The organism is Hylemonella sp. GW821-FHT12C09, from assembly GCF_058807395.1.
Map to the genome: position 1 here is coordinate 18559 of NZ_JBXAQQ010000008.1, position 18942 is coordinate 37500.

Below are 18942 nucleotides of genomic sequence, written 5' to 3' on the forward strand. Positions count from 1 at the left end.
CCGCACAATCAGCGGCATGAGCCAACTCTCCACCGATGACCCCGGCCTGAGTTCCGCCGAGGCCGCCCGGCGCCTGGCTGCGGACGGCCCCAATGCCCTGCCGGGCGACGGTGGGCGTAGCTGGCTGCACATCTTGCGCGAGACCGTGCGCGACCCCATGTTCTCCCTGCTGCTCGCCGCGGCCGGCCTCTACCTGCTGTTGGGTGAGCTGCAGGAGAGCCTGAGCCTGGCGCTGATGGTGTGCGTGGTGATCGGCCTCACGCTGTACCAGGAGGGCAAGACGGAGCGTGCCATCCAGGCCTTGCGCGATCTCTCCAGCCCACGCGCGCGTGTCATCCGCGACGGCCAGGTGCAGACCCTGGCCGGCCGTGAACTGGTGCGTGGCGATTTGATGCTGCTGGCCGAAGGCGACCGCGTGGCGGCGGATGCCGAACTGCTCTCGGGCGGCGAGTTGCAGGTGGACGAATCCCTGCTCACGGGAGAGTCGGTGCCGGTCAGCAAGGACGCAGGTACGGTGTCGGCGCTGCATGCCGGTACGCTGGTGGTGCAGGGCCAGGGTCTGGCGCGGGTGAGCGCCACCGGGCCACGCAGCCAGATGGGACAGATCGGCCAGGCCTTGCAGACCGTGCAGGCCGAGGAGTCGCCGCTGCGGCGCCAGACCCGTACCCTGGTACACCGGCTGGCCTGGCTGGGCCTGGGCGTGTGCCTGCTGCTGGTGCTGGTCCAGGGCCTGTCGCGTGGTGACTGGCTGCAGGCCTTGCTGGCCGGCATCGCCCTGGCCATCGCGATGATGCCCGAGGAGTTCACGGTGGTGCTGACCGTGCTGCCCGCGTTGGGGGCCTGGCGCCTGTCGCGCCAGCAGGTCCTGACGCGCCGCATCGCGGCCATCGAGACCCTGGGTGCCACTTCGGTGCTGTGCGTGGACAAGACCGGCACCTTGACCCAGAACCGCATGCGCGTGGCCAGCCTGAGCGCGGGTGGCGCCGAACTGACGCTGGACGGGGCGCCGCGCAGTGACTTGCCCGAGGACTTCCACACCCTCGTGGAATACGCCATCCTGGCCAGCCGCATCGACCCCTACGATCCGATGGAGCAGGCCTTCCATGCCCTGGGGCAGCAGTATCTGGCGCAGACCGAGCATCTGCATGCGCACTGGTCACTGGTGCACGAATACGCCCTGACCCCGGAGTTGCGGGCCATGGCCCACGTCTGGAAGGGCGAGGCGCCCGAATTCCATGTGGTGGCGGCCAAGGGGTCGCCGGAGGCGATCGTCGACCTCTGCCATCTGGATACGTCGCGTCGCGGGGACGTGGAGGCCGCAGCCGATGCCATGGCCGCGCGCGGCCTGCGTGTGCTGGGGGTGGCGCGGGCCCGCCACGCCGGCCCGCCCTGGCCCGCGGGCGAGCACGACTTCGACTTTGAATTCATCGGACTGCTGGGTCTGGCCGATCCGCTGCGCGAGGAAATCCCGCAGGCCATGCGCGAGTGCCGCGAGGCCGGCATCCGTGTGGTGATGATCACGGGCGATTACCCGGTCACGGCGCGCGCCATCGCACGCCAGGCCGGGCTCGATGCGCAGGAGGTGCTCAGCGGCGACGAACTCGAGCGCCTGCCGGATGCCGAACTGCAGCAACGCCTGCGCTCGGCCAGCATCTGCGCACGCATCACCCCGGCGCAGAAGCTGCGCATCGTGCAGGCTCTGCAGGCCAACGGGGCGGTGGTGGCCATGACGGGCGACGGTGTCAACGATGCACCGGCCCTCAAGGCGGCGCACGTGGGGGTGGCCATGGGCGCGCGCGGAACCGATGTGGCGCGCGAGGCGGCGGCCATCGTGCTCGTCGACGACAACTTTGCGTCCATCGTGCGTGCCGTGCGCCAGGGCCGGCGCATCTTCGGCAACCTGCGCAAGTCCATGAGCTACATCATGGCGGTGCACGTTCCGATCGCCGGCATGGCCTTGCTGCCGCTGCTGCTGGGCTGGCCCATCGTGCTGTTTCCCATGCACATCGCGCTGCTGGAGCTGGCGATCGACCCGGCCTGCGCCATGGTGTTCGAGAACGAGCCAGCCGACGAGGACGTGATGCGCCAGCCGCCGCGCGATCCGGCCGCCCCGCTGTTTGCCGGCGGCACGCTGGTGCAGGCGGTGCTGCAGGGCCTGGGTGTGCTGGCGGCGGTGCTGGGGGTTTATCTATGGGGGACGCAGCAGCTCGACGAAGCGCAGGCGCGATCGCTGGCCTTCAGCACCCTGGTGCTGGGCAATCTGGCGCTGATCGTGTCCAACCGCGCCGGCCCGAGTGGCCTGCTGGCCTCCTGGCTGGTCCCCAACCGCATGCTGTGGGGCGTCATGGCTTTCACCTTGGGGCTGCTGGCATTCGCGCTCTACCTGCCGCCACTGACCGGTGTGCTGCACATGGCGCCGTTGTCTGCTGGGCTGCTGGGCATCGCCCTGGCAGGGGCAGGGGGGTGTCTGCTGTGGTTCGAGGTGCTGCGGATGCTGGCGCGGCGGAGTCTGTCCGGTCGGGTCTGATCAGATCACGCCGTCGAACATCATCACGTCGACTTCGTCGCCCACGGCGACGTTGCCCTGGCCGTGATGCAAGACGATGAGGCCGTTGCCCTGCACCATGGAGCTGAGCACACCTGAACCCTGATTGCCTGTGGTGCGCACCTGCAGGCCGCCGTCGGGGGCGGCGCTGACGAAGCCCCGCTGGTACTCGGTGCGCCCAGGTTTCTTGCGCAGCGCCTCCAGACTGCGTGCGCGCAGCAGCGGGGCGGGCGCGGCGGTGCAGCCCATCATCTGCAGCAGGGCAGGGCGTACGAAGGCCAGGAAGGTCACCATCACAGCCACCGGGTTGCCGGGTAACCCAAACAGCACGGAAGAACGGCCCCCGGCGCTGATGCGGCCCACCGCCATGGGGCGGCCCGGGCGCATGGCGATGCGCCAGAAGGCCACGTCGCCGAGTTTCTTCATCATGGCCTTGGTGTAGTCGGCCTCGCCCACGCTCACGCCACCGCTGGTGATGATGGCGTCGGCTTCGGCTGCCGCACGACGGAAGGTCGCTTCCAGCCGCTCGGGGCTGTCGCCGACCACGCCGTAGTCCAGCACCTCGATGCCCAGCCCCTTGAGCAGGCCGAAGACGGTGTAGCGGTTGCTGTCGTAGACCGCGCCTTCGCGCGGCGCCTCGCCCAGGCTCAGGATCTCGTCGCCGGTGGAGAAGTAGGCCACCTTGAGGCGGCGCCAGACCCGTACCGTGGGGATGCCCAGGCTGGCGGCCAGGCCCAGTGCGGCGGGCGAGAGCCGGGTGCCCTGGTGTAGCGCGGGCTGGCCCTGCCGCACGTCCTCGCCCAGCAGGCGGCGGTTGTCACCGGGTTGCAGTAGTCCAGGGGGAATGGTGATGGCTTCGCCCTCGGCCTTGACGAACTCCTGCGGCACCACGGTGTCCAGCCCGGCGGGCATGATGGCGCCGGTCATGATGCGCAGGCACTGGCCCGGGCCCACCGTGCCGGCCCAGGCCTTGCCGGCCAGGGCAGTGCCGACCGGGGTCAGCGTGAGCGGGCCGTCGGCGCGCAGCTGGCGACCGTCGAAGGCGTAGCCATCCATGGCCGAGTTGTCGTGCGGCGGCACGCTGACGGGGGAGATCAAGTCCTGCGCCAGCACCCGGTCCAGCGCATCGAAGAGGGGCAGTTCCTCCACTTGCGCGACCGGCTCGACCAGGCGGGCCAGGAAGTCGTTGACGGCGGCGGCGCTCAGGGCCTGCGGGTCGTAGCCCTGAAGCTCGGCGGCGATCTGCTCAATGCTTTTCATGCGGGAGACCGGATCAGGAATTTTCGAGTTGCTTGAGCTCGGCCAGGGTGTTCGCGTTGGCAAAAGCCAGCGGGTCGTCGCCGGGCTGGTCAAAAGGCACGACCACGGTCTTGTGCTGCGCGGTCCAGGCGTCGATCTTGCGCCCACCCCCCTGGGTGAACTGGACCAGGCTCTCCAGCAACTCGATGCGCAGCAGGCAGAACACCGGCTGGGTCCGCACTTTCACCCCGCCCTGCTCCTCTTTTTCCGGGGCGGCGGCCATGGCGACTTCGGCCTGCTCGCGGTCCATGGCTTCGGCCAGGCGCGTCACCAGGTCCAGCGGGAAGCGCGGTGAGTCGCAGGGGGCCGTGACGAGGTAGGGCGTTTCGCAGCGTTCCAGCCCGGTCAGGAAACCGGCCAGCGGGCCGGGATAGTCGGCCAGCACGTCGGGCCAGACTTCGGCGCCGAAGGATTCGTAGGCCGCCAGGTTGCGGTTGGCGTTGATCATCACCTGGCCCACCTGCATCTGCAGGCGCATCAGCGTGTGCAGGGCCATGGGCATGCCGTTGAAGTTCTGCAGGCCCTTGTCGATGCCGCCCATGCGGCTGCCGCGGCCGCCGGCCAGGATCAGGCCGGTGATTTCTTCTGGAGCGATCAAGTCAGATTCCTCATGATTGAAGCAAGGTTTCGACAGCCAACGTGCCAAGCGGGAGACGCCGCGGAACCGGCTGTGCCGGGCTGCTGGCGCCGCTCCCTGCAAGGGGGGTGGCGTAGCGACACGCAGTGCGCGTAGCCTGGGGGTGAGTCAAATTCACCCTCCGATGTAGCTCATCTCGACGCGACGCTGGCCGCCGTGGCCGCTGTCGGGCGGCTGGGCGCCGCGCTGTTCGGAATAGCGGTCGTCTCGTGCGCCCCAGATGTGTCCGATGGCCGACTCGATATCGGCGTCGCTGGCGCCGCCACGGATCAAGGAGCGCAAGTCATGGCCCTGGGTCGCGAACAGGCAGAGGTAGAGCCGGCCTTCGGTGGAGAGGCGGGCGCGGTTGCAGTCGCCGCAGAAGGCGTGCGTGACGCTGCTGATGACACCGATCTCGCCCGCTGCCTGGTCATGGCGGCCGGTGGCATCGGCATAACCCCAGCGTTCGGCAGTCTCCCCCGGGGCGCTGTGGCCGAGCTGCACCAGGGGCATGTCGGCGTGGATGAGCTTGACCACCTCGGCCGAGGGCAGCACCTCGTCCATGCACCAGCCGTTGGTGGCGCCCACGTCCATGTACTCGATGAATCGCAGCACCATGCCAGAGCCGCGGAAATGGCGGGCCATGCGCAGGATCTCGTGCTCGTTGGTGCCGCGTTTGACCACCATATTGATCTTGATCGGGCCCAGACCCGCTTCCTTGGCCGCCTGGATGCCTTCGAGCACGTCGGCCACGGGGAAGTCGACGTCGTTCATGCTGCGGAAGACGGCATCGTCCAGCCCGTCCAGGCTGACGGTCACGCGTTGCAGGCCAGCGGCCTTGAGGGCTTTGGCCTTGCGCGCCAGCAAGGAGCCGTTGGTGGTCAGCGTCAGGTCCAGGGGCTCGCCATCGACGGTACGCAGGGCGGCCAGCTGTTCGATCAATACCTCGATGTTCTTGCGCAGCAGGGGCTCGCCGCCCGTGAGGCGGATCTTGCGCACGCCATGGGCGGCAAAGAGGCGTGCCACCCGGGTGATTTCCTCGAAGCTCAGCAGCGCGCTGTGCGGCAGATAGGCATAGTCCTTGTCGAAGATTTCCTTGGGCATGCAGTAGCTGCAGCGGAAATTGCAGCGGTCGGTCACGCTGATGCGCAGGTCGCGCAGGGGCCGGCCCAGGCGGTCGGCCAGCAGCCCGGTGGCCGCGATGCGGGTGGTCGGGTCGAAGGCGGCCGCAGGGGCCCTCAGCGTCGGGATGCGCTGGTCGACCAGGGGGATGACACGTTCGGACATACCCTTATTGTGACCCAGCCGGCATACCCCTGGCGGCAAGGCAGAATCAGGGCAGGGATAAGAAAAAGACCAAATCCCCGGAAAGCCCGTTCATGAAACGCAAGAACAATCTCATTTGCCTGTCTGTTCTCTGGGGGATGTCTGGCTGGGCTGCAGCCCAGCAGTCGCCTGCCGTCTCGGAAAAGGATTACCTGGATGAGGTGCCCGTTGTTCTCTCGGTCTCGCGCCTGCCGCAGCGGCTGGACGAAACGCCGGGTGCGGTCACCATCATCGACCGGCAGATGATCCGCATGAGCGGTGCGCGTGACGTGGCCGACCTGCTGCGCCTGGTGCCGGGTTTCCGGGTCAGCAACTCCTTCGAGAGCAACACGCCCCAGGGTAGCTATCACACCAGTTTGAGTGACTATTCCAACCACATGCAGGTGATGGTGGATGGTCGCTCGGTCTATTCCACCTACCTGCAGGGCAGCACCGGTCCCGGGTTGCAGACAGTGGCGTTGGAAGACATCGAACGCATCGAGGTGCACCGCGGCTCCAACTCGGCGGCTTATGGCGCGCGGGCCTTCCTGGGAACGATCAACATCGTCACACGCGATCCGGTCGATACCATGGGAACGCATGTCCAGGCTGCCGCAGGCGACAACGGCATCCAGGATGCGCTGGTGCGTCTGGGGTGGGGGGATGACCACGCGCGCTTCCGGCTCAGCGCCGATGGACGCGCTGACAACGGCTTGCGTGGCGACAGCGGCGGTGCCCGTGTCCAGCGCGTCAACCTGCGCGCCGACCTGCGTACCAGCAACCAGGACATGGTGGAGTTGCGCACCGGCCAGAGCGTGATCGAGGCGGGTGTCGGCTTTGTCGGTCAGGATGGTAATGCGCCGCGGGCCCGCCAACTCGAAACGGCTTTCATCCAGCTCGACTGGAAGCGCAGCCTGGGTGTGGATCAGGACCTGGCCCTGCAGGTCTCACACACGGCCGAGTCCATCCGGGACCAATTTCCCTACGCGCCGGCGCCGGCGCTGACCATCGATTTCGGTGGTCGTGCCACCAATGAGAACATCTCAATGCAGCACACCCTGCGGGCCACGCCGACGCTGCGCCTGGTCTGGGGTGGCGAGTTGCGACGCGAGACCATGGTTTCGCGTCCGCTGTACGACACCGACGCGGCCTTCGTGACGGATTTCACCCGGCTGTTCAGCAACGCCGAGTGGCGCCTGCATCCTGACCTGCTGCTCAATGCCGGCGCCCTGTACGAGCGCAGCAGCATCGGCGGAGAGCACACCTCGCCGCGTGTCATGCTGAACTGGCTGGTGACCGAAGGGCATACCCTGCGTTATGGCCTGACTAAGGCTTTCCGGCCACCGAGCACCTTTGAAAAGTTCGCCAACGTGCGCTATTACCTCGGTGGCGCGCTCGCGGATTCGACCGATGTGGCGCGCGGCAACGTGAGTTCGGAGAAGGTCCAGACACGGGAACTGGGCTACCTGGCCGAACTGCCCGGCAAGGTCTTGAGCCTCGATGTGCGGGTGTTCGAGGAAAAGGTCACCGACTTCGTCAAGCGCCCCAGCTACAGCCTGCCGGGCAGCGGCAACAACAACGAGGCTTTCGATTACGTCAATGGCGAGGATTTCAACATCCATGGCTACGAATACCAGCTCAAATGGAAGCCCTGGCGGGACGGCCAGCTGATCTATGGCCAGGCCTGGGTCGACAGTACGCAGTCGGTTGGGAGCGACAACAGGGTCGGCCTCTACGGCAGCCAGAGCTTCATGTTCATGCAGCACCTGCCGCAGGGCTTTGATTTCAGCCTGATGTATTACCAGGCCGATGCCAGCCACTTCCCCGGTGCCGACCAGGCTGCGCCGGCCTTCAGCCGCACCGATGTACGTCTGGCCCGCGCCATGCGCCTGGGCGGCCGGCGGGCTGAACTGTCCCTGGCGGTTCAGAACCTGGGGGCCTCGTACCAGGATTTCATGCCGAGTTTCCGTTTCCATCAGCAGGCCTACGTGATGCTGCGACTGGAGAACTGATGCCTTTGTCCGCCCTGTTGCGGCATGGCCTGCCGCTTCTGCTTTTGCTGACGTGCGCGGCGGGCGTTGTGCGCGCCAACGAAGCGGCGGTGCTGGTCGTGAGCAGCGAGCGCAGCCCGGCCTATCTGGAGGCGGCCGAGGCGATCGCCAGTGAACTGGGCCGGCTGACGGCGGAGCCCCGGCGGCAGGTTCTGCAGCTCACGGTGGCCGATCTGCCGGCTTACCGTGGCGCTGCACCGCGCCTCTACGTGGCCCTGGGGGCCGAGGCCTGCGGCCTGCTGGGGCGCACCTCGGCCCCGGCCCCGGCGCCGGTGTTGTGTACCTTGTTGCCGCGTGCCAGTTTCGAGCGGGTGCTGCGCGAGACCGGCCGGCGTGCCGGGGCGTCGTTTTCAGCCCTCTACCTGAACCAGCCGCTGGGCCGCCAGCTCGATCTGATGCGCATGGCCCTGCCACAGGCGCGGCGCGTGGGCGTGCTGTGGGGTGCTGACGCACAGGCCAATGAGGCCATGCTGGAATCGGCCGCCCAGGCGCGTGGGCTCAAGGTGGTCGGCGTGCCGGTGAAGCCGGACGAGCCGGTGTTCAACGGCCTGAAAAAGATCCTCGACGAGTCCGACCTCTTGCTGGCGCTGGCTGATCCGCAGATCTACAACAGCAGCAGCATCCAGAACATCCTGCTGGCCTCCTTCCGGGCCCAGGTGCCCATGCTGGCTTTTTCGCCGGCCTATGTGCGTGCCGGCGCCTTGATGGCGGTCTACTCGACGCCGGCACAGATCGGTCAGCAGGCCGGTCTGATCGCCCGGGGTGTGCTGCAGGGGCAGCCGCTGGGGGTGCCGCAGTACCCCTTGCAGTTCGAGGTCAGCGTCAACGAGCACGTGGCACGCTCCCTGGGGCTCAAGCTGGATGCCGGCAACCTGGCCGAGCGTCTGCGTCGACAGGAACGAGGCCCATGACATTCTTCGATATCCGTGACCGCATGCTGCTGGCGGCGCTGTTGCCGGTGACCCTGGTGGCCGTGCTGCTGTCGAGTGTTTTCCTGGCCGGGCGCTACGCCGACCTCGACGAAGCCCATCAGCAGCGCGCCCGCTCCCTGGCACGCCAGCTGGCCAGCGCCAGCGAATACGGCCTGTTCTCGGCCAATACCAGCAGCCTGCAGGCGATTGCCGCCGGCGCCCTGCGCGAGCCGGATGTGCGCTCGGTCATGATCCTGAATGCCGAGGGGCAGGCACTGGCGCTGGCGGGTTCGTCCGGGCTGACGATTCTGCCTGCCCTCGGGCCGCAGGAGCAGCGCTGGGTTGATGCCACGACCGGTCTGGAACTGTTGCTCCAGCCGGTCAATGCTTCGCAGCTGCGGCTTGACGACCTGTTTGAGGTCGGCGCTCCGGCCAACCAGCTCGACGCAGCGCCGCTGGGGCACGTGGTGTTGGAAGTATCGCGCGCGGCCATGGTCTCGCGCAGTCACGACATGCTGGCCATCGGCCTGGCCGTGACGCTGGGCGGGGTGCTCTTCGGCGCCGTGCTGGCGGTGCGTATCGGACGCGGCGTGATCCGGCCCATCCTGCGCGTCTCCGACATGATTCACCGCATCGGCCGGGGGGAGTTGTCGGTGCGCGGACAGGTGCAGCCTGACGACCCCTTGCGCGACCTGCAACTGGGCCTGAACCAGATGGCCGAGCACCTGCAGCAGGGTCGCGACGAGTTGGAGCAGCGGGTGGCCCTGGCGACCTCCGAACTGCGCGCCAAGAAGGAGGAAGCCGAGACCGCCACCCGTGCCAAGTCACGTTTCCTGGCCGCTGCCAGCCACGACCTGCGCCAGCCGATTCACGCCCTGGGCATGTTCGTGGCACGGCTGGCCCAGCTGCCGCATGACCGCGAGACCCGTCACCTGATCGGTAATCTGGAGGCCTCGGTGCGCGCCATGCAGGATCTGCTGGACGCGCTGCTCGACATCTCCCGCCTCGATGCCGACGCTGTGCGGGTCCAGTTGCAGCCGGTGCCGCTGGCGCCATTGTTCGATCAACTGCGCGGTGCGCTGCAGCCGGTAGCGAGTGAGAAGGGCCTGCGCCTGCGCCTGCGCTGCAGCGACATTTGGGGGCAGAGTGACCCGACCCTGCTGCATCGCATCCTTCTCAATCTGATCGGCAATGCCCTGCGTTACACCGGTAACGGCGGGGTCCTGGTGGGCTGTCGACGCAGCCGCGGTGGCAGCCACCTGTGGATCGAGGTCTGGGATACGGGCGTGGGCATCGCTCCCGAGCACCAGCAAGACATCTTCCGCGAGTTCTACCAGATCGGCAATCCAGAGCGCGATCGCAGCAAGGGCCTCGGCCTGGGCCTCAACATCGTGGACCGTACGGCACGCCTGCTGGGGCATCCACTGCAGCTGTGCTCCATACCTGGCCACGGCACGCGCTTTCGCATCGAACTGCCGTTGGCCCAGCCCGGTGATTTGCAGTCCCTGCTGGCGGCGGCCGAACCCCTGCCGGTGGATGATGTCCGCGGCCTGCGCATCCTGGTCATCGAGGATGACCGCCAGTCAGCCCAGGCACTGCGCGGCCTGCTCGATTCCTGGGGATGTGTCGTGGCCGTCGTCGAGGGGCTCCAGGGGGCCTTGACCGTTGTCGATGGCGGTTTCGTGCCCGACCTGGTCCTCAGCGATTTCCGCTTGCGGGCCGGTGAGAGCGGCATGCAGACCCTGGAGCACCTGCGTACCACCCTGGTGAGGTCGCTGCCGGCCTGTCTGATGAGTGGTGACACCGATCCGGAGTTGATCCAGTCCTGCCGCGACGCCGGCCTGCCGCTGCTGCACAAGCCGGTGCGGCCCGCCAAGCTTCGCACCCTGATCCGCCGCCTGGCCCGCCCCCAGCCTGCATCCGGTGTGTGACGCGGGTCTGGCCGCAAGGGGCCTTTCAGGCGTTTTCGTTCGGGGTCACCGTCGATCTGCCCGTACGGGCATAACCGTGGCGTTTGGCGGCCAGCACCGCCTGGGTGCGGGTGGTGACACCAAAGTTGCGCAGAATGCTGCTGACGTGGTTCTTCACCGTTTCCTCGGAGAGGTAGAGCATGCGCCCGATCTCCTTGTTGGTGTACCCGTCGAGCAACAGCTGCAGCACCTCCTCCTGGCGCGGTGTGAGGAGCGATGCGCTCAGCTCGGCCATCGTGACCTCGTCGCCCATGAGCCTGGGCAGGGCCGGCATGTGGATGCCTCCAGCCAGCACCAGGCGGGTGACCGAGATCAGTTCATCGCTCATGCCGGACTTGGTCAGGAAAGCCGCCGCACCTTTGTGCATGACTTGCTGCATCACGCGCGGGTTGACCGAACCGGACAGGACGATGATGGGCAGGGCGGGGTGCTCACGGCCAAAGACGTCCAGCGCCTCCAGTCCGTTCATGTCGGGCAGGTGGTAGTCGAGCAGGACCAGGTCGAGTTCGGGTTCCTGTTGCGCCAGTTCGAAGGCGCGCGCGCAGGAGCCGGCTTCCAGCACCTCGACGTCATCTTCCAGTCCGCGCAGAACCTGGCGCAGGCCTTCGCGGATCAGGGCGTGATCATCAACTACCAGTATCTTCAAAGTGGTTCCCAACGATGGGCGCTATGGCCGGCATGGTCGTGCAAGGCCCGCTAGACAAGGCGCATGACCGGGACGTGACCAGAGCCGCCCCGGCAGCACTCAGACCGGGATGTCAACGCAGGGGGGTGGGCACCGTGGGGATGTGGTCCTGGTCGTCGTGGCGCAGATCGTTGCGCGAGGGGGGCAGATCGAATTTGCCCAGTTCGGCAGAGACTCGCCAGTAAGCCGGTCCTGGCATGCGGGTGTGGGGGAAGCCGCAGGTCGGCGCGAACACCCAGGCCATCACATGCGAGTTGTGATTGTTGGCGGGATCGAAGTGCTGCAAGCCCTGCAGGATCTGCTGTTTGAGCAAGGGCGCGTAGCGCAACAGGCCCTCGTGCCAGGTGTAGACGACCAGATTGATCTGGAAGTTTGGTGTCTGACCGGTGTGCGGCCGCGCAATGACCTCACAACCGATCCAGTCGATCGGAATGCCATTGAGACGCAGGGTGTCGCGCAAGACCATGCGCACCAGATCCCGGTAGTTGATCGGGTTTTGGGAGTGATTGGAGGCACCCAGCGTCGAAGGACTGTCAGCCGACGGGCTGTGAGATGCAGGGTTGCGGGAAGAACGGAACAATTCGAACATGGGAGCACTCCGAAAGACAGAAACGGAACCTACCTTGCCCGTGATGCCCGGGCTCTTCACCACCGACAAGGTCATTATAGGTACTTCAGTTAGAAGGCGGAAGAATGACGTCCTGCCGCCGGCAAGGCACGGCCCATGCACCGAGCTGGTGCTGATCGTGCTGAGCCAGGCTCGTCTGCGCTATCACCGTGGTGAAGGCATTGACGATTCTTATCATCTGCCCGTCGCGCGTGCCCGGCCGCCCGGCTGGCGCCGGCGCCAGTCCCAAGCCTGTTTCGCAGACAAAAAAGCCCGCCGGATGGCGGGCTTGCGGGAACCGGTGATTTTCTTCAGCCGTGGAATTTCATCATCAGCGGCACGATCAGCAGTGCCACGATGTTGATGATCTTGATCAGCGGGTTGATGGCCGGGCCGGCAGTGTCCTTGTAGGGGTCGCCCACGGTGTCGCCGGTCACAGCGGCCTTGTGGGCCTCGCTGCCCTTGCCACCATGGTGGCCGTCTTCGATGTATTTCTTGGCGTTGTCCCAGGCGCCGCCGCCGGTGCACATGGAGATGGCCACGAAGAGGCCCGTGACGATGGTGCCCATCAGCAGGCCGCCCAGCGCTGCCGGGCCGAGCACCAGTCCGACCAGGACCGGCACCACCACCGGCAGCAGCGAGGGGATCATCATTTCCTTGATGGCGGCCGTGGTCAGCATGTCGACCGCGGTGTCGTACTCGGGCTTGCCCGAGCCGTCCATGATGCCCTTGATGTCGCGGAACTGGCGGCGCACTTCCACCACCACCGCCCCGGCGGCACGGCCGACGGCTTCCATGGCCATGGCGCCGAAGAGGTAGGGGATCAGGCCGCCGATGATGAGGCCGATGATGACCATCGGGTTGCTCAGGTCGAAACTGATCACCTTGCCGAAGGACTCCAGCTTGTGGGTGTAGTCGGCGAACAGCACCAGCGAGGCCAGGCCGGCCGAGCCGATGGCGTAACCCTTGGTCACGGCCTTGGTCGTGTTGCCCACGGCGTCCAGCGGGTCGGTGATGTCTCGCACGCTGGAGGGCAGTTCGGCCATTTCGGCAATGCCGCCGGCGTTGTCGGTGATGGGGCCGTAGGCGTCGAGCGCCACCACGATGCCGGCCATGCTCAGCATGGAGGTCGCGGCAACGGCGATACCGTACAGGCCGGCCAGCTGGAAGGACACCCAGATGGCGATGCAGACGAAGATCACCGGCCAGGCCGTGGAGCGCATGGACACGCCCAGACCGGCAATGATGTTGGTGCCGTGGCCGGTGGTGGAAGCTTGTGCAATGTGCTGCACCGGCGCGTATTGCGTGCCGGTGTAGTACTCGGTGATCCACACCAGCGCGGCGGTCAGCACCAGGCCGACGGCACAGGCTCCGAACAGGCGCATCTGGCTGCCGCTGGCGGTGATGGCGTTGTCCGGAATGAGCCACATCGTGACAAAGAAGAAAGCCACCAGCGAGAGCCCGCCGGCCACGGCCAGGCCCTTGTACAGGGCCGGCATCACGTTTTTCATGCCGGGGCTGGCCTTGACGAAGAAGCAGCCGATGATGGAGGCGATGATGGACACCGCGCCCAGGGCCAGCGGATAGATCACGGCACTGGTGCCGGCGCCGGTGACCAGCAGGGCGCCCAGCACCATGGTGGCGATCAGCGTCACGGCGTAGGTCTCGAACAGGTCGGCCGCCATGCCGGCGCAGTCACCCACGTTGTCGCCCACGTTGTCGGCGATCACGGCCGGGTTGCGCGGATCATCCTCGGGAATGCCGGCCTCGACCTTGCCCACCAGGTCGGCGCCGACATCGGCGCCCTTGGTGAAGATGCCACCGCCCAGACGGGCGAAGATGGAAATCAGCGAGGAGCCGAAGGCAAAACCGATCAGCGGGTTGAGCAGCTTGGCCAGATTGCTGCTGGCGTTGAGGTTGCCGTTGCCGACCAGGAACCAGTAGAAGGCCGTCACGCCCAGCAGGCCCAGGCCCACGACCAGCATGCCGGTGATGGCGCCGCCGCGGAAGGCCACGTCCAGTGCCGGGCCGATGCCCCGGGTGGCCGCTTGCGCGGTGCGCACATTGGCGCGCACCGAGACGTTCATGCCGATGAAACCGCAGGCGCCCGAAAGCACGGCGCCGATGATGAAGCCGATGGCGGTCTGCATGTCAAGAAAAAGGCCGATCAGGATGGCCAGTACGACGCCGACGATGCCGATGGTCTTGTACTGGCGCGCCAGGTAGGCGGCCGCACCGGTCTGGATGGCCGCTGCGATCTCCTGCATGCGGGCGTTGCCGGGATCTTGCGAGAGGATCCAGCTGCGAGCCCAGATGCCGTAGGCCACGGCGATCAGTCCGCATACGAGCGCCAGTATCAGCGCTGAATTGCCTGTCATATCAAACTCCTGTGTTGTTGTATCGCGTAGGGGTGGCAACGCAGGGGGCGGAGCCACCGATGCGTTGCTTCCTCGCCGCGACAGCCCACGGGTCTGACAGGACGATTGGCCAACGGGCGGACTGTAACGTGAAAACCGTCCGTTTCAAGAGGGCGTCAGTGCGGAGCAAGTAAAATCAGGGTTAATACCGATCTGATTCCGTCTCAACTCAGCAAGAAGCAACCATGTCCCTCGACAACGTCACCCCTGGCAAGAATGTTCCCGAAGCTTTCAACGTGATCATCGAGATCCCGATGAACGCCGACCCCATCAAGTACGAGGTGGACAAGGAAACCGGCGCCATCTTCGTGGACCGTTTCATGAGCACGGCCATGCACTACCCGACCAATTACGGCTACGTGCCCAAGACCATCTCGGGTGACGGCGATCCGGTGGACGTGCTGGTCATCACGCCCGTACCCCTGATCCCCGGTGTGGTCGTTCCCTGCCGTGCCATCGGCATCCTGAAGATGCAGGACGAGGCCGGTGAGGACGGCAAGGTGCTGGCGGTGCCGATCGACAAGATCCTGTCCATCTACACGCAGTGGCAAAAACCCGAAGACCTGAACCCGATGCGCCTGAACACCATCCAGCATTTCTTCGAGCACTACAAGGACCTGGAGCCGGGCAAGTGGGTCAAGGTGTTGGGCTGGGAAGGCCCGGAGTCGGCCAAGAAGGAAATCCTGGACGGCATCGCCAGTTACAACAGCAAGGCCTCCAAAGGCTGATCGTCTCTGCTGAATGCGACGCCGACAGGCCCTTGGGCCTGTCGGCGTTTTTTCATGTGCACGCGCGAGAATCGCAGGGTCTTTCCGGCCCAGTTTGAGCTACACCTCGTGGATCCTCGCGTGTATCATGCCCTGAAGGTCAATCTGGCGTACCACGCCACGAAGGAGCAAAGAGCATGCAGCCCAGCAGCGAAACCCGTTCCGGCAGCGCGGCCGCCACAGCGGCTTCCGGTCAGTACCTCACCCTGCGCCTGGGCAAGGAAGAGTACGCCATCGATATCCTGCGCGTACAGGAGATCCGCTCCTACGAAGAGCCGACCCGCATGGTCAATGCGCCGGCCTTCATCAAGGGGGTGGTCAACCTGCGCGGGGTGATCGTGCCCATCGTTGATCTGCGCATGAAGCTCGCCCTGGACAAGGTCGAGTACAACGAATTCACCGTCGTCATCATCCTCAATGTGCGAGGCACCGTGATCGGCGCTGTGGTCGATTCCGTCTCCGACGTCGTCACGCTGGCGGCAGATGCCATCAAGCCGGCGCCGCAGTTCGAGACCACGCTGGACACTCGCTTCATCACCGGTCTGGCCAATGTGGGCGAACGCATGCTGATAGTCATGAACATGGAGGCACTGATGAGCAATGCCGAGATGGGCATGCTGGCCACGGTCATCAGCTGAGCGACAGGACAAGCCCGCGTCGACGGGTCTGACACTTGCTGCTCTTGTGGGGCACAGGGAGCGTGGCGATAGCAGGAGAAGGAGACCCGCATGGATTTCTGGCTTCGATTCCGGATTGGCACCCGCCTGGCCCTGGCCTTTGCCGCGGTGCTCGTCATTACCACCACCGTCTCGGCACTGGGTGTCTGGCGCCTTGGGACCCTCAGGGACACCAGCCACGAGATCGCCACGGTCGAATTGCAGCGCAGCCTGCTGGCCCAGCGCTGGGCCTCACAGATTGCCATCAACTGGGTGCGGGCCTCGGCGGCGCTGAAAACCCGTGACGAGGCCTATATCGATGCCTTGCAGAAAGACATGGCGGCCACCTCCAAGGCCATCAGCGATGACCAGAAGCAGCTCGAAGGCCTGATGGAAGACGTTGCGGGGAAGGAGCTAATGGCAGTTGTCGCCAAGGACCGCAAGACCTATGTCGATGCGCGTGCCGCCCTGATCAAACGGCAGAAGGCAGGGGAAGACATCCTAGGTGCGGTCGATAGCGAATTGCGTCCATTGGCGGAAACCTATCTCAAGGCCGTGGATCGGGTGGCCGGCCATGCCCGCCAGATCCTCGCCGAGACACAGGACGAGGCCGAGGCGACTGCCGCACGCAGCCAGCTGGCCCAGACGGGCGGCACCGTGCTGGCCGTGTTGCTGGGCATCGTCCTGGCTTATCTGGTCACGCGCTCCATCGTGCAGCCGGTCCAGCAGGCCGCCGCTTCCACGCGCCATATCGCCGAGGGAGACCTGACGACGCATATTCCGGCGCGCGGAACCGATGAGGTGGCCCAGTTGCTGCAGTCCCTGGCGGCCATGCAGCACAACCTGGCGCGCATCGTCAGCCGGGTGCGTCAGGGGAGTGAATCGGTGTCGACCGCCAGCGCCGAGATCGCCCAGGGCAACCACGACCTGAGCGCGCGTACCGAAAGCCAGGCCAGCGCGCTGGAGGAAACGGCCGCGTCCATGGAGGAGTTGAGCTCCACCGTGCGCCAGAACGCCGACAACGCCCGCCAGGCCAACCAGCTGGCCCAGAGCGCCAGCACCGTGGCCATGCAGGGCGGTGAAGTGGTGGCCCAGGTGGTCGAGACCATGAAGGGCATCAATGATTCGAGCAAGAAGATCGCCGACATCATCAGCGTGATCGACGGCATCGCCTTCCAGACCAACATCCTGGCGCTCAATGCCGCCGTGGAGGCGGCCCGTGCGGGCGAACAAGGTCGCGGTTTTGCCGTGGTGGCCGCCGAGGTGCGCAGCCTGGCGGGCCGCTCGGCCGAAGCAGCCAAGGAGATCAAGACCTTGATCAACGACAGCGTGAGCCGCGTGGGGCAGGGTACGGCCCTGGTCGACCAGGCGGGCAGCACCATGACCGAGGTGGTGGCCAGCATCCGACGCGTGACCGACATCATGGGCGAGATCAGCGCGGCCAGCAGCGAGCAGAGCCAAGGCGTCGGACAGGTCGGCGAGGCCGTGACGCAGATGGACCAGGCCACGCAGCAGAACGCGGCCCTGGTGGAGGAGATGGCGGCGGCCGCCAGCAGTCTCAAGAGCCAGGCGCTGGATCTGGTGCAGGCGGTGGCCGTGTTCAAGGTGGATGCCCGGCAGCACGACTTCAGCGTTCCGACTTCAGCGCCGGCCCCTGCTGTGCGTGCAGCCCATTCTGCCGGTCTGCCTGTGCGCGCGGCTGCGCCCCGTCCAACGGGCGCAAGCGCTGCTCCGGCGGTTGCGCCAGCGGCACCGGCGACCCGGCGCGAGCCCCCCAAGCTCAGCGCCAAGGCCGGTGGCGATGACGGCGACTGGGAAACCTTCTGAGGTCCTAGTCCGCTTGCCGCAGCGGGGAGTGCCGCTCCAGTTCATCGACGTAGTCGGCGATACCCAGGGCCTCGCGCTCCAGGTAGCGTTCGATGGCGCTGGCGAATTCCGGATGCGACAACCAGTGGGCACTGCTGGTGCGCACCGGGAGCAGGGCCCGGGCCAGTTTGTGCTCGCCCTGGGCCCCGCCTTCGAAGCGCTGGTAGCCCTGGGCGATGCACCATTGCAGCGGGCTGTAATAGCAGGCCTCGAAGTGCAGGCAGTCAACCCGCTCCAGCGCCCCCCAGTAGCGTCCCCAGGCCACCTTCTCCGATCCGGTGTCGCTGACGGCGATCAGGCTACAGGCGATGGGCTGGCCTCGGCGTTCGGCGATGAATAGCAGCCAGTGGTCTGCCTGGGTGTGGGCGATCTCCGCGAAGAACGCCCGGCTCAGGTAAGGCGGGTTGCCGTGTTCGAGATAGGTTTGCTCGTAGCAGCGGTAGAAGAAATCCCAGTCCTGGGGGGTGATGGCCGGTCCGCGGGCGTGCCTGAGCGTCACGCCGGCCTCGATCACCTTGCGCCGTTCCTGCCGTATCTTCTTGCGCTTCTCCTGGTTGAGCGCGGAGAGGAAATCGTCAAAGTCGCGGTAGGGTAGCGGAAGCAAGACGGTTTCGCCGCCGGGCCGACCCAAGGCGAAACGCGCCCCCTCAGGGGGCAGCGAGGACACGTCAGTGCCGAGCGTGGGGGCTCTGTTGCTCCAGTGGAACTGCACGGTATGGCGCTGCATCATCCCCGCGCGCTCGCAGGCCTGGAGATCGAGCGGATGCCCGAAGAGCAGATGCCATGAGGACAGGCCGATGTCGCGGCACAGGTTCAGTACCGCTTCGACCAGTGCAGCGCGTGAGGCAGCGTCGCGTGCCAGCAGGCGGCTGCCTGGTACCGGCGTGAAGGGGACAGCCACCACGGCCTTGGGATAGTAGGGGAGGCCGTGACGCAGATGGGCATCGGCCCAGGCCCAGTCGAAAACGTATTCGCCCCGTGAGTGGGACTTGATGTACAACGGACAGGCCGCCTGCAAGACCCCGGCGGCGTCCCAGAGGGTGACGAAGCGCGGTGTCCAGCCCGTGGCCGGGCAGGCGCTGCCGCTGCGGTGCAGCGCGGCCAGGTATTCGTGCTGCATGAAGGGCGTGGGCTGGGCTTGCTGCACCAGCAATCCGTTCCAGGCCCCGGCATCGAGCTCCAGCGGGGAATCAAGCACCCGGATGACATAATTGCTTTTGCTCACGCTGCTTCCCGACTTTCCTTGC

At 66.3% G+C, this 18942-nt stretch carries 14 protein-coding genes; 7 read left to right on the plus strand and 7 right to left on the minus strand.

Annotated elements, in window-relative coordinates:
• Positions 1-16 precede the first annotated feature (16 nt).
• Positions 17-2527, plus strand: a complete 2511-nt coding sequence (locus AC1RRP_RS13955; protein WP_493037140.1) for a cation-translocating P-type ATPase — start codon at positions 17-19, stop codon at positions 2525-2527.
• Here the strand turns inward: AC1RRP_RS13955 and moeA are convergent, their stop codons facing one another.
• From moeA to moaA, 3 genes are all read right to left on the minus strand, one after another.
• On the minus strand, positions 2528-3805 hold the full coding sequence (gene moeA, locus AC1RRP_RS13960; RefSeq protein ID WP_493037142.1) for a molybdopterin molybdotransferase MoeA: 1278 nt from the start codon (positions 3803-3805) through the stop codon (positions 2528-2530).
• A gap of 13 nt (positions 3806-3818) precedes the next feature.
• Positions 3819-4439 (minus strand): molybdenum cofactor guanylyltransferase MobA, encoded by a 621-nt coding sequence (gene mobA, locus AC1RRP_RS13965; protein ID WP_493037424.1) that lies wholly within the window; start codon positions 4437-4439, stop codon positions 3819-3821.
• Positions 4440-4595: 156 nt separating this feature from the next.
• Entirely contained in the window at positions 4596-5747 is a 1152-nt protein-coding gene (gene moaA / locus AC1RRP_RS13970; protein WP_493037144.1) for a GTP 3',8-cyclase MoaA, read from the minus strand.
• 92 nt (positions 5748-5839) lie between these two features.
• On the opposite strand from moaA, the gene AC1RRP_RS13975 reads away from it, so the two are divergent.
• From AC1RRP_RS13975 to AC1RRP_RS13985, 3 genes are read left to right on the plus strand one after another with little or no spacing between them, the layout of a single operon-like run.
• Complete coding sequence (locus tag AC1RRP_RS13975) at positions 5840-7777, plus strand: TonB-dependent receptor plug domain-containing protein (protein WP_493037146.1); 1938 nt, start codon at positions 5840-5842, stop codon at positions 7775-7777.
• Positions 7777-8727 carry an ABC transporter substrate-binding protein gene (locus AC1RRP_RS13980; RefSeq protein WP_493037148.1) on the plus strand — a complete coding sequence of 317 codons (951 nt, stop codon included), beginning with the start codon at positions 7777-7779 and terminating at the stop codon, positions 8725-8727. Before AC1RRP_RS13975 ends, AC1RRP_RS13980 begins: the two co-directional genes overlap by 1 nt.
• The gene (locus tag AC1RRP_RS13985) at positions 8724-10658 is read left to right on the plus strand and encodes an ATP-binding response regulator (protein ID WP_493037150.1); all 1935 of its coding nucleotides are present in this window, start codon (positions 8724-8726) and stop codon (positions 10656-10658) included. Before AC1RRP_RS13980 ends, AC1RRP_RS13985 begins: the two co-directional genes overlap by 4 nt.
• 25 nt (positions 10659-10683) lie before the next feature.
• Here AC1RRP_RS13985 and AC1RRP_RS13990 read toward each other — a convergent pair whose 3' ends face one another.
• From AC1RRP_RS13990 to AC1RRP_RS14000, 3 genes are all read right to left on the minus strand, one after another.
• Positions 10684-11343: a response regulator transcription factor gene (locus AC1RRP_RS13990; RefSeq protein WP_493037152.1), complete on the minus strand. Its 660-nt coding sequence runs from the start codon at positions 11341-11343 to the stop codon at positions 10684-10686.
• Between the two features lie 112 nt (positions 11344-11455).
• Positions 11456-11971 carry a hypothetical protein gene (locus tag AC1RRP_RS13995; protein ID WP_493037154.1) on the minus strand — a complete coding sequence of 172 codons (516 nt, stop codon included), beginning with the start codon at positions 11969-11971 and terminating at the stop codon, positions 11456-11458.
• A gap of 329 nt (positions 11972-12300) precedes the next feature.
• Positions 12301-14367: a sodium-translocating pyrophosphatase gene (locus AC1RRP_RS14000; RefSeq protein ID WP_493037156.1), complete on the minus strand. Its 2067-nt coding sequence runs from the start codon at positions 14365-14367 to the stop codon at positions 12301-12303.
• A gap of 224 nt (positions 14368-14591) precedes the next feature.
• Here AC1RRP_RS14000 and ppa point away from each other — a divergent pair, with 224 nt between their 5' ends.
• The 3 genes from ppa (at position 14592) to AC1RRP_RS14015 (ending at position 17656) form a co-directional block, all read left to right on the plus strand.
• Positions 14592-15134, plus strand: a complete 543-nt coding sequence (gene ppa, locus AC1RRP_RS14005; protein WP_493037158.1) for an inorganic diphosphatase — start codon at positions 14592-14594, stop codon at positions 15132-15134.
• A gap of 176 nt (positions 15135-15310) precedes the next feature.
• A complete protein-coding gene (locus AC1RRP_RS14010) occupies positions 15311-15811 on the plus strand; it encodes a chemotaxis protein CheW (protein ID WP_493037160.1) in 501 nt (166 codons plus the stop codon).
• A 90-nt stretch (positions 15812-15901) separates the two neighbouring features.
• Positions 15902-17656, plus strand: a complete 1755-nt coding sequence (locus AC1RRP_RS14015) for a methyl-accepting chemotaxis protein (protein ID WP_493037162.1) — start codon at positions 15902-15904, stop codon at positions 17654-17656.
• Positions 17657-17660: 4 nt separating this feature from the next.
• Here AC1RRP_RS14015 and AC1RRP_RS14020 read toward each other — a convergent pair whose 3' ends face one another.
• Positions 17661-18920: a GNAT family N-acetyltransferase gene (locus tag AC1RRP_RS14020; protein WP_493037164.1), complete on the minus strand. Its 1260-nt coding sequence runs from the start codon at positions 18918-18920 to the stop codon at positions 17661-17663.
• Between the last annotated feature and the right edge of the window lie 22 nt (positions 18921-18942).

Bases quoted from the DNA above. Each gene is read 5' to 3' on its own strand.
- AC1RRP_RS14000 (WP_493037156.1), bottom strand. From the start codon at position 14,367: ATGACAGGCAATTCAGCGCTGATACTGGCGCTCGTATGCGGACTGATC.
- moaA (WP_493037144.1), bottom strand. From the start codon at position 5,747: ATGTCCGAACGTGTCATCCCCCTGGTCGACCAGCGCATCCCGACGCTG.
- AC1RRP_RS13975 (WP_493037146.1), top strand. From the start codon at position 5,840: ATGAAACGCAAGAACAATCTCATTTGCCTGTCTGTTCTCTGGGGGATG.
- AC1RRP_RS14015 (WP_493037162.1), top strand. From the start codon at position 15,902: ATGGATTTCTGGCTTCGATTCCGGATTGGCACCCGCCTGGCCCTGGCC.
- AC1RRP_RS13980 (WP_493037148.1), top strand. From the start codon at position 7,777: ATGCCTTTGTCCGCCCTGTTGCGGCATGGCCTGCCGCTTCTGCTTTTG.
- AC1RRP_RS13955 (WP_493037140.1), top strand. From the start codon at position 17: ATGAGCCAACTCTCCACCGATGACCCCGGCCTGAGTTCCGCCGAGGCC.
- ppa (WP_493037158.1), top strand. From the start codon at position 14,592: ATGTCCCTCGACAACGTCACCCCTGGCAAGAATGTTCCCGAAGCTTTC.
- AC1RRP_RS13995 (WP_493037154.1), bottom strand. From the start codon at position 11,971: ATGTTCGAATTGTTCCGTTCTTCCCGCAACCCTGCATCTCACAGCCCG.
- AC1RRP_RS14010 (WP_493037160.1), top strand. From the start codon at position 15,311: ATGCAGCCCAGCAGCGAAACCCGTTCCGGCAGCGCGGCCGCCACAGCG.
- AC1RRP_RS13985 (WP_493037150.1), top strand. From the start codon at position 8,724: ATGACATTCTTCGATATCCGTGACCGCATGCTGCTGGCGGCGCTGTTG.
- moeA (WP_493037142.1), bottom strand. From the start codon at position 3,805: ATGAAAAGCATTGAGCAGATCGCCGCCGAGCTTCAGGGCTACGACCCG.